The following is a 14,316-nucleotide window of genomic DNA, read 5'->3' as shown; positions in this document are numbered from 1 at the left end:
TTTTTATCTTTTTGGTATAATTTAGAGAAAAAATATGATTAAGTTTGGCTACATTTTCATTAAACCAAAACCTAAAAATGTTAAATTTATCAATTCTCTTAGAGCAAAGTGCCAAAAGAAATCCGAACCAAAAAGCCATGACTTTTATGGATTCGACTTTAACTTATGCTCAGTTAAATGGTGCCGCAAGTCAAGTAGCCAATGGACTTAAGAGCAAAGGCATAAAAAGAGGAGATAAAGTGGCTTTAAGCTGTTTTAATTTGCCTTATTTTCCTATTATATATTTTGGAATTCTTAAAGCTGGAGCATCGGTAGTTCCGCTGAGTGTATTGCTGAAAGAAGATGAAATCCAGTATCACTTAACTGATAGCGAAGCCAAAGCATATTTTTGTTTTATAGGCTCTCCAGAGCTTCCGATGGCCAAAATGGGTTATCAAGGATACCAAAATACGGCATGTTGCAAGCATTTTTTTGTTATTATGCCCACACCTGCTGAAACATCCCCTTTTCATGATACCGAGACTTTCGGCAGCTTGGTAAATGGTCAATCTCCAGTTTTTGAAACGGAGCAAACTTCGGCTGAAGATACCGCTGTGATTATTTATACTTCAGGCACTACCGGCAGGCCAAAAGGAGCCGAGCTATCACATAATAACCTTTTTACAAATGCTATTATGTGTGCAGATTTGTTTGAGTATACAACAAATGACACCGCCCTTATTGTTCTGCCTTTGTTTCATATTTTTGCAATGACCTGTATGATGAATGCCGCTGTCTACAAGTCGGTTCATTGTGTATTGTTGCCGAAATTTGACGCGGAGGCTGTTTTTGGTTTAATGGCAAAACACAAAATCACCATTTTCGGAGGTGTACCTACGATGTATTGGGGATTGTTGAATTACATGGATGAAAAATTCGATTATGTTTCGATTGCCAAAAATCTTCGACGTGCGGTTTCTGGCGGTGCAGCACTGCCAGTTCAAGTTTTAGAAGATTTCAAAAAACGTTTTGATGTCGATATTTTGGAAGGATACGGAATGTCAGAAGGCTCGCCAGTTGTAACTTTTAATCAGTTAAATGTGGGTTGCAAACCTGGGTCAATCGGTACTCCTGTTTGGGGCGTTGATGTTCGACTTGTTGATGCCGACGGCAATGATGTACCACAAGGCGAAAAGGGCGAGTTGATTTACAGAGGACCAAATGTCATGAAAGGCTATTTTAACAAGCCCGAAGCTAATGCGAGTACTTTGAAAGACGGTTGGCTGTACTCTGGCGACGTTGCTATTTGTGATGAAGACGGTTTTTATTTTATTGTAGATAGAACCAAAGACATGATAATCCGTGGAGGATTTAATGTATATCCTCGTGAAGTAGAGGAAGTTATGATTCAGAATGATGCCGTGTCTTTGGTAGCCGTTATCGGTATCCCTGATGATCAGTTTGGCGAAGAAATAAAGGCTTATGTGGTATTGAAAGAAGGAAAAACTATTACCGAGTCCGATTTGATTGATTGGACAAAAAGTAAAATTGCAGCTTATAAATATCCTCGTCATGTTGAATTTTTGGCGGCATTACCAATGAGTGCTACAGGTAAAATCTTAAAAAAAGAGCTAAGAAAAAGCTGATTTAAAAAAAAACACACTGTGGATAATAAAAAGAACTCGCTTTGGGCGAGTTTTTTTTATACCTAATGGGGTATACAAATTGACTTTTGTGTTGTTTTAGTATATTATCGGGTATAAAAAAATAAAAAAATATAAAAATATACCTTATCGTATATAAAAAAGTAATAAATTTGTAATGTTGTATCATTAAAGGTATAAAAATGAGAGAAAATAATAAGTTGAGAACATTTGTAAAACAAAAAAGAAAACTTGCCAAAATCACTCAAGTGGAGCTGGCAGAGAAAGCAGATGTAGGTTTACGATTTGTGAGGGATTTAGAGCAAGGTAAAAAATCTTTGAGGATGGATACCGTAAACAAAGTATTGGCACTCTTTGGTGCGGAATTGGCACCAATAGAAAAAGACAGGAATAATGAATAGAAAGGCAAATGTGTTTTTACACGATAAACTGGCAGGCGTATTGGCCGAAACAGACAGTGGCTATGCATTTAGCTATGATTTAAGTTATGTTTCAGAAGACGAAGCACATGATATAAGCAAAACCTTAAAGGTAAATACCAAGCCATACCAAAGCAAAGTTTTGTTTCCGTTTTTTGATGGATTGATACCCGAAGGCTGGCTGCTTGATATAGCCATAGACAATTGGAAAATAAACGGCAGAGATAGGTTTGGATTATTATTGGCTTGTTGTAAAAACAGTATAGGTGCAGTGAGTATAATAGCACAAGAAGATGAAGAATTATAGAAAAAAGAATCCTTTATATAATCAGAAAGCTCAAAACGTGGTTTTTGAGCCAGAACAGAAATATGGAAGCAACAAACCAAGATGTCTTTATTGTTATGAGCAACTGAAAGAAGGGGAGGAGCACTACCACCAAGCCTGTAGCAAACGTTTTTTTGGACAAGCCTATGTGCCGAAGTTTGAGTATGACAAAGAAGCCCTTGCAGATTTGGCTCAGCAGTTTCTAAACGCCAACATGGCTGTTACAGGTGTTCAGGCCAAAGTGAGTTTAAGTTGGCATCGCAAACAAGAGCGAAATGCCTTAAAGAAGCTCACAATAGTGGGGCTTTATGGTGACTACATACTGAAGCCCCCTTCTGATTATTACCAAAGTTTGCCTGAATTAGAAGCCTGTACCATGAAAATGGCCGATGTATGTGGTTTAAATATAGTGCCGCATACTTTGTTTCCGTTGCAAGATGGTACACTTTGCTATCTTACCAAAAGAGTAGATCGCACACGCACGGGTATGCGACACATGGAAGACATGTGCCAACTCACTGAACGCCTTACTGAAGATAAATACAAAGGAAGTCATGAACAAGTTGCCAAAGCTTTGCTTAAATATTCAAACGCACCTTTGCTTGATGTCACTAATTTTTATGAATACGTTGTATTTAGTTATTTGACAGGAAATGCTGATATGCATTTAAAGAATTTCTCTTTACTCGAAACTGATGAAAGAGGTAGATTTTTGCTAAGCCCTGCTTACGACCTTTTGAGCACAGCCTTAGTAAATAAAGCAGATACCGAAGAATTGGCATTGACTTTAAATGGCAAAAAAAGCAAACTTAAATATGAAGATTTTTTAGCGGCTTATTCCTTAAGCAATCTTTCAAAAAAACTATTGGACAAAACCCTCGAAAATTTCTATTATTGCCGATTTGAAATGCTGGAGGTGGTTTATAAAAGTTTTTTGCCAGAAGATTTAAAATCGGAATTTGAAGTCCTAATGACTGAAAAATTCAGGAAATTGGGTTTGGTATAGTTAAAACTCAATAATGAGAATGTTGAAATTATGAAATTGTTACAATTCTTCATTTTGCAAAATCGATTTTCATGAAAGTTCTAAATGATATTTTTCAAAATTCTATTTTTCCTTCTCGAAACCTGAATTTTTCTGTCGTTTTTTAGCGAGATTGTTCCTTGATTAATATTGTCTTCGTATTTCGAAACATAATCTAAATTTATCATTGTTGATTTATTAGTTCTAAAGAATCGATAATTTGCCAATCGGCTTTCAAGGATTCCTAGCGTGGTAGAAACCAGGATTTTTTTTTCCATTCGCTAAGAAAATATGCGTGTAGTTTATTTCACCCTTTAAAAATATTATATCCTTGGGTGCGAGTTTTTTCCAGCTGCCTACGTGTATGCGGTATGGGTCCATATTTTTAGATTTTTAGTTTTCAGATACAATTTTTCAGCTTATATTTTTATTCGAAGGTACGTTTTGAACAAAAATCAATCAATCACCTATAAATAGGTTTTATTAATATCCCCTTTTTAGGGGATTATTTTTATAAGGCTTATTCTTACTTTTACAGAAGAAACAGCCATTTTTATGAAAGGCCGAAATGCATTGCATTTGTTTTTGGTGTTAGTATTTGTAAATTTTCCTACTTTAAAGGCACAGGAGAGTGGAAATATCTATGTAATTGATTCATTGCTAAAGTTTGAAAATAGCTTCCATAGGGACACTTCTTTGGTAGTTCAATATAATATTAAAGCTTACGAGATAATTCAAAACGGTGGACACGTTGATTCTTCTTTGAAATATACTGATTTGGCACTGTCAATTTGTAAAAAGACAAATTGGCGAAAGGGATTTGTGATAACTTATTTTACAATTTCAGAGCTGGATAATGTAAAAGGAAGATATTTTTCTTTAATAAACAATGCCCTCAAAGTTTTAACTTATGCAGATAAAAATAGTGATTGGCAATATTATGCTTTTTGTTTACGAAGTGTAGGTGGGGCGTATTTATGGTTAGAAAAACCAAAAGAAGCTCTGGAATATTATAATTCATTTTTCTCTTTTTCAAAAAATAGAGTAAATCAGAAATTCTCAACAGTTCATAGTAAATCCCTAAAAACTCTATCAACTACAATAAACGATGCTTATACTGAAATAGGTATAGTAAATATTAAACTATTAAATGAAGGGAAAAAGGCTTTGGAGAATTTTGAAATTGCCTCAAAAAGATACGCAGCCATAAAAGATTCATTCGGCTTAGCTTATCTTGGTAGCTACAAAGCTTTGGCTTTGGAGAAGTTTCTCCGCAACAAGGAAGCAGAAACCGGCTTGGATTTTAGCATAAATTATCTTAAAAATCACAATGGGGAGTATTTGTTAGGCGATGCTTATAATAACGCTTCTCAATATTATTTAAAGTTAAAAAACTTCGATAAAGCGGAAGAATACGCATTGTTAGCTAGAAACATTGCTGAAAAAACAGGTGTCTTTTTTTCCATTCGGGATGCAAATAAAATTTTATATGAAATTAATAAAGCTGATGGAAGATATAAAGACGCTTTAGAACATCATATTTTGTATTCTGCCATCAAGGATTCCATGTCTGAAGTCAACTTTGAAGACAAAATGAAAGTAATAAGATATGAGTTTGATACTGAAAATCAAAAGCAAGAATTAGAAAAGAAAATACTTGAAAATCAAAAGAAAAACTATCTGATTTACAGTCTTTTATTCGGTATGGTTGCCGCATTGGTTATTGGTTTTATTGTGATTCGCAATATGAATTATAAGCGAAAATTAACCGAAAAAGAAATGGAGCGACTTCAGCAAGAACGTCAGCTTTTGGCAACCAACTCTGTATTAAAAGGCCAAGAAGAAGAACGAAGCAGGCTTGCTCGCGATCTTCATGATGGATTAGGAGGCTTGCTTTCAGGCATTAAACTCAACCTCAGCTCAATTCCTGGAAATGTTGTTTTGAGTAATCAAAATGCTCAAGTTTTCTCAAAAACTATCACGCAATTAGATAATGCCATTACCGAACTTAGAAGGGTTGCTCATAGTATGTTACCTGAATCTTTATTGAAATTTGGATTAAAAGACGCTATTTCTGATTATTGTGAAGGTATCAATCAGGCAGGGAAACTGAAAATTCATTTTCAAACTTTCGGCTTGGATGGATTTAATCTTGAACAATCAACTGAAATAACACTCTATAGAATCATTCAAGAATTACTTAATAATGTCATCAAACATGCTGAGGCAAGCGAGGCATTTGTACAAATAGTGAGAACAGAAGGGACCCTGACAATAACCGTAGAAGACGACGGGAAAGGTTTTGACAGCAGTAAATTACGCGAACTTAAAGGAATCGGTATAAACAATATTGAAAATAGAGTTGAATATTTGAAAGGCAAAATGGAAATTCAAACCGAATCAGGAAAAGGTACTTCTACAATAATTGAAATAAAGGTATGACAAGAATATTGATAGTTGATGATCATCCTTTAGTCATCGAAGGCGTCAAATCATTATTAGTTGATCAAGAAGACATTATTGTTGTGGGCGTAGCTACAAATGCATTTGATGCGATGGTTTTTTTAAAAGAAAACCAAGTAGATATTGCGTTTTTGGATATAAATCTCCCAGATATAAGTGGTATAGATTTATGCAAAAAAATCAAAGAAGAATTTCCAGATGTGAAAAGTATCGCCTTGAGCACATTTGCCGAAAGAAGCTATATAAGTAGAATGGTACAAAATGGAGCCATGGGATATCTGCTTAAAAGTTCCTCAAAAGATGAAATCCTTGATGCTATTTCTCAAGTTAGCCAAGGCGGTTATTATCTTAATCTAAACATAAAACTTCCAAATCAACCCGAACCCCACAAGCCCTTGCCGTTTCTAACCAGACGCGAAAAAGAAGTTTTGATTTTAATTTCTGATGGATTTACTAACCATCAAATCGCCGAAAAACTATTTGTGAGTGTGCTAACAGTCGATAGCCATCGAAAAAATCTCCTGATGAAGTTTGAAGTAAACAACACAGCTTCTTTAATCAAAATTGCAGTTCAGAATGATTTGATTTGAGTTTTTATTAATCAAAATTCGAATTTTATTCAAAATCGGTTTTTCAATTTTAAAAATTCCGTCATCTGATTGTATTCTTCAAAGAATTTTTATTTTCTCTTTTAATTTTTCTAAAAAACTAAACAAGCGTTTAATTAATATTGCAAAAAAATTAAACAAGCGTTTAATATGGATTTCAATGAAAAGCAGATTGCGATATTGAAAATTGCAGAGCAGCTTATTTCAGAAAAGGGATTTGAGGGCTCTACTGTGCGTGAAATTTCGAAAAGGGCAGATGTAAATTTGGCCATGATAAACTATTATTTTGGTTCAAAGGAAAAATTGCTTGAAGCACTTTTTATTTGGAAGTCAAGTCAATTCAGATTACAGACCGATTTAGTTTTCAAGGATTCGAAATTGACCAATTTGGATAAGATGATGAAACTTACCGAAGCTTATCTTAACAAAGTATTTGACAATTTTGGCTTTCATAAAATCATGCTTAAAGAAATCGCCTATTTGGATTCAACTGTGGCATTTGATCAAATTGAAAAAATGAAAACCAATAATTTTAATTTGATGGATAAGGTCATTATTGATGGAATCAATTCTGGAGAATTTAATGAATTTGCAAACACTGACTCCGTGATCTCTATTGTAAATGGCACAATTTCAAACTATGCTATAAACGAAAAATATTATCGGATAAGATGGAAACTAAAACCTAGTGTTTCCTTCGAAAAACAAACAAAAGACAAAATTAAGGACCAAATTTTTTACGCATTAAAAGCAGTTTTAACATATGAAGAAAAGAACAATTAATTGGCTCTTGGCGGCTTTTTTGTTGATGAGTTCAGCAACAATAGCCCAAGATGTCAAAATTTATTCATCTCTATCAGATATCGTGCAGAAAGCGATAGACGAAAGCAAAACGATGAAAGTTGAGAGGACAAAAGTCGAAATTTCTGAGAGTAATTTAAAGAGTGTTCAAAATGCAAAATTGCCTGATTTGAATGCATCTTCGCAATTTATGTTTTTGCCAATCCAGCCTAATTTCAATCTGAAATTTGGGCAACAACAAACAACTACCACCGACCCAGAAGCGGCGGCGACTGCTTCACCAAACCCCAAGTTTTTGTTTTTGGGCCAATTGAGTGCTAGTTATCCGATTTTTACTGGATACAAAATCAAAAACAACCTTATTAAGGCTCAACAAGGAATTGAGGCTATCAAAATTTCGGCTAGTATGCAAGCCGAAAGCGTAGCTTGGCAAACTATTCAGCTTTGTTTTTCTATGTTAAGAACAGACCATATGGGTGAAGTTTTAAAAGGAAATTTAGTAAGGCAAGATTCTCGAATCAAAGATTTTCAAAATTTTGTTGACAACGGAATCCTCTCTGAGAATGACTTACTTAAAGCAAAATTATTAAGGTCAAATGTAAACCTTAGTTTGGAAGAAGTGCTTTCAAATAGAGAATCAGAAACCTATAAATTCAATACTTGGCTCAATCAAGATATTGCCATAAATGTAGCTTTTGATGTTTCAAATGAAAAACTAGCTTTGATTTCAAATTTTGGTTTAGACATAGACAATCGCTCCGATTTGGCTCTTTTAAACAAACGTGTAGATATGTCTCAAACAGGAATAGCTTTGGCAAAAGCTGCTTATTATCCCAACATTGCACTTACTGGCGGCTATATAGGTTTAAATATTGACCAAGTGGCATCGGTTACTAACGCCTTCAATATTGGGATTGGTTTGAAGTACAATATTGCTTCACTTTACAAAAACAAAACGGAAGTAAAAACAGCTCAACTGCAATTAAAAGAAAGCCAATTGATGGTGACAGAAGCTCAAGAAAAAGCTAAAATTGAACTGAATAAGGCTATTAAAGCCTTTGAGCTGAATATTAAAAAAGTTGAGGTTTACAAAGAGGCTTTAAATCAAGCAAGCGAAAATTTGAGAATTGTTACCAACAAAAACCAAAATGGTTTAGCTGATACTGACCAATTACTTGAGGCAGATGTGCAGCAGCTTCAGGCAGAAATCAATTACAAATTAAGTCAAGGCGATCGCCAGATTGCTTGGTATCAAGTGCTATATCTTAATGGCACATTGTTAGATTATTTAAAAATTAAAAGGTAAAATATAGAAATGGAACCAGCAAAAAAGAAACAAATTAATACTAAATTTTTAAGTGTTTTTATAGTCGTAGTAGTACTTGGAGGTATGTTCGGGTATTATACTTGGAACAAAAGTCAAGCTCACGAAACTACAGATGATGCTCAAATTGAAGCTAAAGTCTCACCAATTATTCCTAAAATCTCTGGCTACATAAAAGAAGTTAGAGTGGTTGATAATCAGTGGGTTAAAAAAGGGGACACTTTGGTGATTTTAGATGATGCAGAATTTGCTTTAAAAGTTCGTATGGCTGAAGCCGCATACCGAGCTGGCTTAAGCCAGTTGAAAGTTGCTGGTGCTTCGGTAAAGTCAGCAGGTAGTGTTTTGCCAGTGACAGAAGCAAGCTCAATGTCGGCTCAAGCAAATATCGCAACAGCTGATGCCAACATTGAATCTGCAAAAGTAGCACTTTGGAGGGCTAAAAATGATTTTGATCGATATGCAAATCTTTATAAAGAAAAATCTGTAACAAAACAGCAATATGAGCAAGCCCAAGCAGCAAAAGAAACTGCCGAAAAGCAAGTGACTGTTTTGACAGAACAAAGAAACGCACTCCAAAAACAAGCAAAAGTAGCAGCTAGCCAAATTGGAAGCACTCGTTCACAGATTGATGTTGCTAAAAGCCAAATCGAAGTTGCGGATGCCAATATTAGTCAGTCTGCTTCAGGTGTAGAAAATGCAAAATTGTATTTAAGTTATACAGTTATTGTGGCTCCAGAGGATGGGCAGATTTCCAAAGTGAATCTTCAAACGGGTCAACTGGTGCAAGCAGGACAATCATTATTTATGTTGGTCGGAGTGCAAAACCAATGGGTAGTAGCCAATTTTAAAGAAACCCAGATGGATAAAATTAGGCCTGGGCAAATTGCTGATATAAAAGTGGATGCTTTCCCTAATCAAAAACTAATTGGCAAAATCGAGTCTATTTCACCTGCTACAGGTTCAAAATTTGCTCTTCTTCCGCCTGACAATGCCTCAGGAAATTATGTAAAAACTATCCAGAGAATACCTGTAAAAATTACATTGAGCGACGATAATAAAGAGATTTTGAAACTTATCCGTCCAGGAATGAACGTGGAGGTAGATGTAAACATCAAATAAAATATGGAGGATAATTTAGTAGAATATGGCTACCGTAGAGTGATTATCACTATTACGGCCATTCTATGTGCTTTACTTGAAATCGTTGATACTACAATTGTCAACGTGGCTCTTAACGACATGAAGGGCAGTCTAGGTGTTACACTAACAGATGTAGCTTGGGTAGTTACAGCTTATGCCATCGCAAACGTAATCGTTGTGCCTATGTCTAGTTGGTTATCTCAGCAGTTTGGCCGTCGCAACTATTTTGCAGCATCAATTATTATTTTTACTGTATCATCTTTTTTATGTGGGAATTCTTCTACAATAACAGAATTAATCCTATTTAGATTTATTCAAGGTTTAGGTGGAGGAGCACTATTGGTAACTGCCCAAACGATTATCACGGAGAGTTATCCTAAAGAAAAAAGAGGAATGGCCCAAGCTATCTATGGTATGGGCGTAATCATTGGGCCTACGCTTGGACCTCCTCTAGGTGGATATTTGGTTGATCATTTTTCTTGGCCTTATATTTTTTATATCAATATTCCAATTGGTATTGCGGCCACAATTATGACGCTGATTTTTGTAAAAAGTCCGAAATATTCAACTAAACTTTCGGTAAGACAGGTTGATTTTATTGGGATTGCATTACTTTCTGTTGCTGTTGGTTCTTTACAATTTGTTTTAGAGCACGGTCAACAAGACGATTGGTTTAATAACAACAAAATATTGATATTGAGTATTTTGGCTGTCTTTGGCTTCTTCTTTTTTATATGGAGAGAAATCGTAGCCGAGCATCCTATTGTCAATCTTCGGGTTTTAAAAGATAACAATTTGGCCATTGGTACCATTATGTCCTTTATTTTGGGTTTTGGATTGTATGGCTCTACGTTTATCATACCAATTTATTTACAATCTATTTTGGGTTGGACTGCCACGCAATCAGGTATGTTATTAATACCAAGTTCAATTACTACGGCTTTTATGATGCCTTTTATTGGTATGTTATTACAAAAAGGTGTGTCTCCTAAGTATTTGGTAGCCAGTGGGTTTTTGATATTTTTTATCTATTGTCAGTGGTCATATAGAATCCTAACAGCAGACACTGGTAGTGAGCATTTTATTTGGCCTTTGGTATTAAGAGGAATGGGCATGGGTTTATTGTTTATCCCAATTACCACACTTTCGCTGAGTGGTTTGAAGGGTAGAGAGATAGGTGATGGAGCTGCATTTACTGGTATGATGAGACAGTTGGGCGGGTCATTTGGTATTGCTATCATCACCACCATGATTTCTACTTGGAATGCAAATCACAGAAGCGACCTCGTGAGCCACATGCCAGTGTTTTCGCAAGAAGTGCAAGCTAGAATTTCTAGCATGACTCAAATGTTTATGAGCAAAGGATTTTCTGCAAATGATGCCCTAAACAAGGCCTATCAATTATTAGATTTCGGAGTATCCAAACAAGCAGCATTATTAGCATATATGGATGTCTTTTTAGTATTGGGGAATCTTTTTCTGGCTTGTATACCTTTTATATTATTGATAAAAAAAGGAGCTGGAAAAATGACAGCACCAGTGGACGCACATTAATTATTTTCAAGTTTTCGATAAAAACCGATGTTTTCAAGTTTTGAAATCATCGGTTTTTTGTTTTTTTGGAGAAAATCTTTCCTAAATTTACCGACAATTCAAATCATCAAAAATGAAATCAACAATCAGACTAATCGCTTTATTTTTAATTCCAATATTTTCAATGGCTCAAATAAATTATCCTCAAACGCAAAAAGGAACACAAACTGACAACTATCACGGCACTGAAGTAAAAGATCCATACCGATGGTTGGAAGATGATAAGTCAGCAGAAACGGGTGCTTGGGTAAAAGCCCAAAATGAGGTTACTTTCGATTATTTATCAAAAATACCTTATAAAAAACAATTGCAAGATCGTCTCGAAAAGGTTTATAATTATCCTAAATATTCGGCACCATCCAAAAAACATGAATGGTTTTATTTTTATAAAAATGATGGTTTGCAAAACCAATCCGTTTTGTATCGCCAAAAAGGTTTAGATGCTACACCCGAAATGGTTATGGATCCAAATCAACTTTCAGCAGATGGAACGACACGGCTTATGCAGTTCCGTATCTCTAAAGACGGGAAATATGCGGCTTTTGCTTTATCTAATGGTGGTTCTGATTGGCAAGATGTTTTTGTTTTGAATCTTAAATCCTTGAAACAAATGGATGATAAATTAGAATGGGTAAAGGTTTCAGGTTTAGCTTGGCAAGGAGACGGATTTTACTACAGTCGCTATCCAAAACCAGAAGGAAGTGCCTTAGCAGCTAAAAACGAAAACCATCAAGTTTGGTATCATACGATTGGTACTAGCCAAGATAAAGACCAATTGGTATATCAAGATCCAGAAAATGCCCAGAGGTTTCATACCCTTAGCACATCAGAAGACGAGAAATATGCACTATTATACCTAAGTGATAGAGGTAAAGGGTTCGACGGCAATGCCCTTTTTTATAAATCCAAAGACCAAAAAGAATTTACGCCAGTTGTAAAAGAAATTACAAATTCGGCCTATTCATTTATTGATAATGTGAATGGAAAATTTATTATTCAAACCAATGACAATGCACCAAATGAAAAACTACAATTGTTTGATCCAAAAACCAGCAAATTCTCTGATTTCATAGCTGAAAAACCTGAGCCATTGCAAGGTGCAGGCACAGCTGGAGGAAAACTTTTCTTGAATTACCTGAAAGACGTTACCTCAAGGATATATGTTTATGACTTAAAAGGCAAATTAGAAAATGAAGTAAAATTGCCTGGATTAGGTACAGCAGGTGGTTTTGGAGGTGACAAAGACGACAAATTTGTTTTCTATTCTTTTACATCTTTTACTTTTCCTCCTACTATTTATCGATACGATATCGCCACAAAGAAAAGCTCAGTATTTAGGAATCCTGAAGTAGATTTTAAGGCCGATGATTTTGAAACCAAACAGGTGTTTTATACTTCAAAAGATGGTACCAAAGTACCAATGTTCATTACTTACAAAAAAGGATTGAAGCTTGATTCTCAAAATCCAACTTTACTCTATGGTTACGGTGGTTTTAATATTAGTTTGAACCCCGCTTTCAGTCCACTTTTGATTCCGTTTCTGGAATATGGTGGGGTTTATGCTCAAGCCAATTTGCGTGGTGGCTCAGAATACGGCGAAAAATGGCATGAACAAGGCATGAAACTCAAAAAACAAAATGTATTTGATGATTTCATTGCTGCAGGTGAATATCTTATTGCCAACAAATACTGCGATTCGGAGCATTTGGCACTTCGTGGTGGCTCCAATGGAGGACTTTTGGTAGGAACGGTTATCAACCAAAGGCCAGATTTGGCAAAGGTAGCTATTCCGCAAGTGGGCGTAATGGACATGTTGCGTTTTCACAAATTCACGATAGGTTGGAACTGGATTGCAGACTATGGCTCAGCTGACAATGCCGAAGAGTTTAAAGTGCTGTATGGCTATTCGCCTTTGCACAATATCAAATCAGGCGTAAATTACCCAGCAACTTTGGTAACCACTGCCGATCACGACGACCGCGTAGTGCCAGCCCACTCGTTTAAATATGCCGCTGAACTACAAGCCAAAGCAGCAGAAAGTACCAAAAACCCATTATTGATACGTATAGACACCAACTCAGGACACGGGGCCTCCAACACCAAAAAGAACATCGAAACTATGGCAGATATTTATGGGTTTATCTTTTGGAATATGGGGGTTACAAATTTAAAAATAAACTGATCGGCTGGTATATAGAAGAAAAAAAGACTTGAAAAGCTGTAATGTTTTAGATACAGCTTTTCATTTTCTCCCCAAAAAATCTTAATTTATTTTATGTGAATAACCAATTTTCAACAAAAGCATTTTCTAGGTTAGTTATTTGTTAAAATTAAAAAAAACTCTTAAAATCATAAGTTCACTATTTGTTAAAGCCTTAATACATCAGGATTTCGTCTATGATCCCAAATCAATTTAATCACAACTTCATTTTCAGAAACGGAATAAATGATTGAATAGTGATCAAAAATTATTTCCCTATAGTTTGTAGTTTCTATTTCAAAGCCCAAAAATGGAAACCTTGAAAGTTTATTTGTTAAGGATTTTACTTTCTGTAGCAGTTTTTTGCTGTACGTTTTATTTTGGTTTCTCTCAAAGTAGAAGGTTAGAATTTCCTTAAATAATAATTCAGCATTTTTTGTCCAAATTACTTTTCTTCGAGCCATTTTTCGAGTTCGATTAATATTGTTGTGTTCTCCTTTACTTCTTTTCTTCGGTATTGTGCATCACTTTCCTTTAATATACTCAATTGATTTTCAGTTAAATTGTAAGGAATGATTCTATTTTTTAGATAATAATTTACCGTTTCCAAGGTTTCAAGGTCTTGAATCTGAGAAATTTCCGCCATTATTTCTTTTTGAGCTGATGCAATTGTCATATTTGAATCTATTTTATACAAATCTATCAAAATTCAACCAAATACAAATGCCATAAACCAAAAAATTGCATTAAGAATTACATTTTCATTTTCTTCCAAA

Annotated in this window: 14 protein-coding genes; 11 read left to right on the top strand and 3 right to left on the bottom strand. The window is 35.1% G+C overall.

Annotated elements, in window-relative coordinates; genetic code table 11:
- Positions 1–77: 77 nt before the first annotated feature.
- From EGI22_RS22510 to EGI22_RS22495, 4 genes are all read left to right on the top strand, one after another.
- Complete coding sequence (locus tag EGI22_RS22510; RefSeq protein ID WP_255070842.1) at positions 78–1,625, top strand: long-chain fatty acid--CoA ligase; 1,548 nt, start codon at positions 78–80, stop codon at positions 1,623–1,625.
- A gap of 200 nt (positions 1,626–1,825) precedes the next feature.
- On the top strand, positions 1,826–2,044 hold the full coding sequence (locus EGI22_RS22505; RefSeq protein WP_255070841.1) for a type II toxin-antitoxin system Y4mF family antitoxin: 219 nt from the start codon (positions 1,826–1,828) through the stop codon (positions 2,042–2,044).
- Complete coding sequence (locus EGI22_RS22500; protein ID WP_255070839.1) at positions 2,037–2,369, top strand: HipA N-terminal domain-containing protein; 333 nt, start codon at positions 2,037–2,039, stop codon at positions 2,367–2,369. Before EGI22_RS22505 ends, EGI22_RS22500 begins: the two co-directional genes overlap by 8 nt.
- Positions 2,356–3,393, top strand: coding sequence for a HipA domain-containing protein (locus tag EGI22_RS22495; protein ID WP_255070837.1), 1,038 nt, complete (start codon positions 2,356–2,358; stop codon positions 3,391–3,393). Before EGI22_RS22500 ends, EGI22_RS22495 begins: the two co-directional genes overlap by 14 nt.
- A gap of 80 nt (positions 3,394–3,473) precedes the next feature.
- Here EGI22_RS22495 and EGI22_RS22490 read toward each other — a convergent pair whose 3' ends face one another.
- Positions 3,474–3,689 (bottom strand): LytTR family DNA-binding domain-containing protein, encoded by a 216-nt coding sequence (locus EGI22_RS22490; RefSeq protein WP_255070835.1) that lies wholly within the window; start codon positions 3,687–3,689, stop codon positions 3,474–3,476.
- Positions 3,690–3,966: 277 nt separating this feature from the next.
- Between EGI22_RS22490 and EGI22_RS22485 the strand changes: the two genes are divergently transcribed.
- The 7 genes from EGI22_RS22485 (at position 3,967) to EGI22_RS22455 (ending at position 13,522) form a co-directional block, all read left to right on the top strand.
- A complete protein-coding gene (locus EGI22_RS22485) occupies positions 3,967–5,853 on the top strand; it encodes a sensor histidine kinase (protein ID WP_255070834.1) in 1,887 nt (628 codons plus the stop codon).
- Positions 5,850–6,464 (top strand): response regulator transcription factor, encoded by a 615-nt coding sequence (locus EGI22_RS22480; protein ID WP_255070832.1) that lies wholly within the window; start codon positions 5,850–5,852, stop codon positions 6,462–6,464. Before EGI22_RS22485 ends, EGI22_RS22480 begins: the two co-directional genes overlap by 4 nt.
- A gap of 168 nt (positions 6,465–6,632) precedes the next feature.
- Positions 6,633–7,265 (top strand): TetR/AcrR family transcriptional regulator, encoded by a 633-nt coding sequence (locus EGI22_RS22475; RefSeq protein ID WP_255070830.1) that lies wholly within the window; start codon positions 6,633–6,635, stop codon positions 7,263–7,265.
- Positions 7,246–8,589 (top strand): TolC family protein, encoded by a 1,344-nt coding sequence (locus tag EGI22_RS22470; protein WP_255070829.1) that lies wholly within the window; start codon positions 7,246–7,248, stop codon positions 8,587–8,589. The genes EGI22_RS22475 and EGI22_RS22470 overlap by 20 nt, the downstream gene beginning before the upstream one ends.
- Positions 8,590–8,598: 9 nt before the next feature.
- Positions 8,599–9,726: an HlyD family secretion protein gene (locus EGI22_RS22465; protein WP_255070828.1), complete on the top strand. Its 1,128-nt coding sequence runs from the start codon at positions 8,599–8,601 to the stop codon at positions 9,724–9,726.
- A 3-nt stretch (positions 9,727–9,729) separates the two neighbouring features.
- Positions 9,730–11,301, top strand: a complete 1,572-nt coding sequence (locus EGI22_RS22460) for a DHA2 family efflux MFS transporter permease subunit (RefSeq protein WP_255070826.1) — start codon at positions 9,730–9,732, stop codon at positions 11,299–11,301.
- A gap of 112 nt (positions 11,302–11,413) precedes the next feature.
- Positions 11,414–13,522: a prolyl oligopeptidase family protein gene (locus tag EGI22_RS22455; protein WP_255070824.1), complete on the top strand. Its 2,109-nt coding sequence runs from the start codon at positions 11,414–11,416 to the stop codon at positions 13,520–13,522.
- Positions 13,523–13,707: 185 nt separating this feature from the next.
- On the opposite strand, the gene EGI22_RS22450 is transcribed toward EGI22_RS22455, so the two are convergent.
- Positions 13,708–14,004 carry a type II toxin-antitoxin system RelE/ParE family toxin gene (locus EGI22_RS22450; RefSeq protein WP_255070823.1) on the bottom strand — a complete coding sequence of 99 codons (297 nt, stop codon included), beginning with the start codon at positions 14,002–14,004 and terminating at the stop codon, positions 13,708–13,710.
- Positions 13,986–14,216 (bottom strand): hypothetical protein, encoded by a 231-nt coding sequence (locus EGI22_RS22445; RefSeq protein ID WP_255070821.1) that lies wholly within the window; start codon positions 14,214–14,216, stop codon positions 13,986–13,988. The genes EGI22_RS22450 and EGI22_RS22445 overlap by 19 nt, the downstream gene beginning before the upstream one ends.
- Positions 14,217–14,316: the final 100 nt, after the last annotated feature.

Source organism: Lacihabitans sp. LS3-19, assembly GCF_024343575.1.
GTDB lineage: Bacteria > Bacteroidota > Bacteroidia > Cytophagales > Spirosomataceae > Leadbetterella.
The sequence above is the reverse complement of the archived record's forward strand: the minus strand, read 5'-3'. Positions and strand labels throughout refer to the sequence as shown.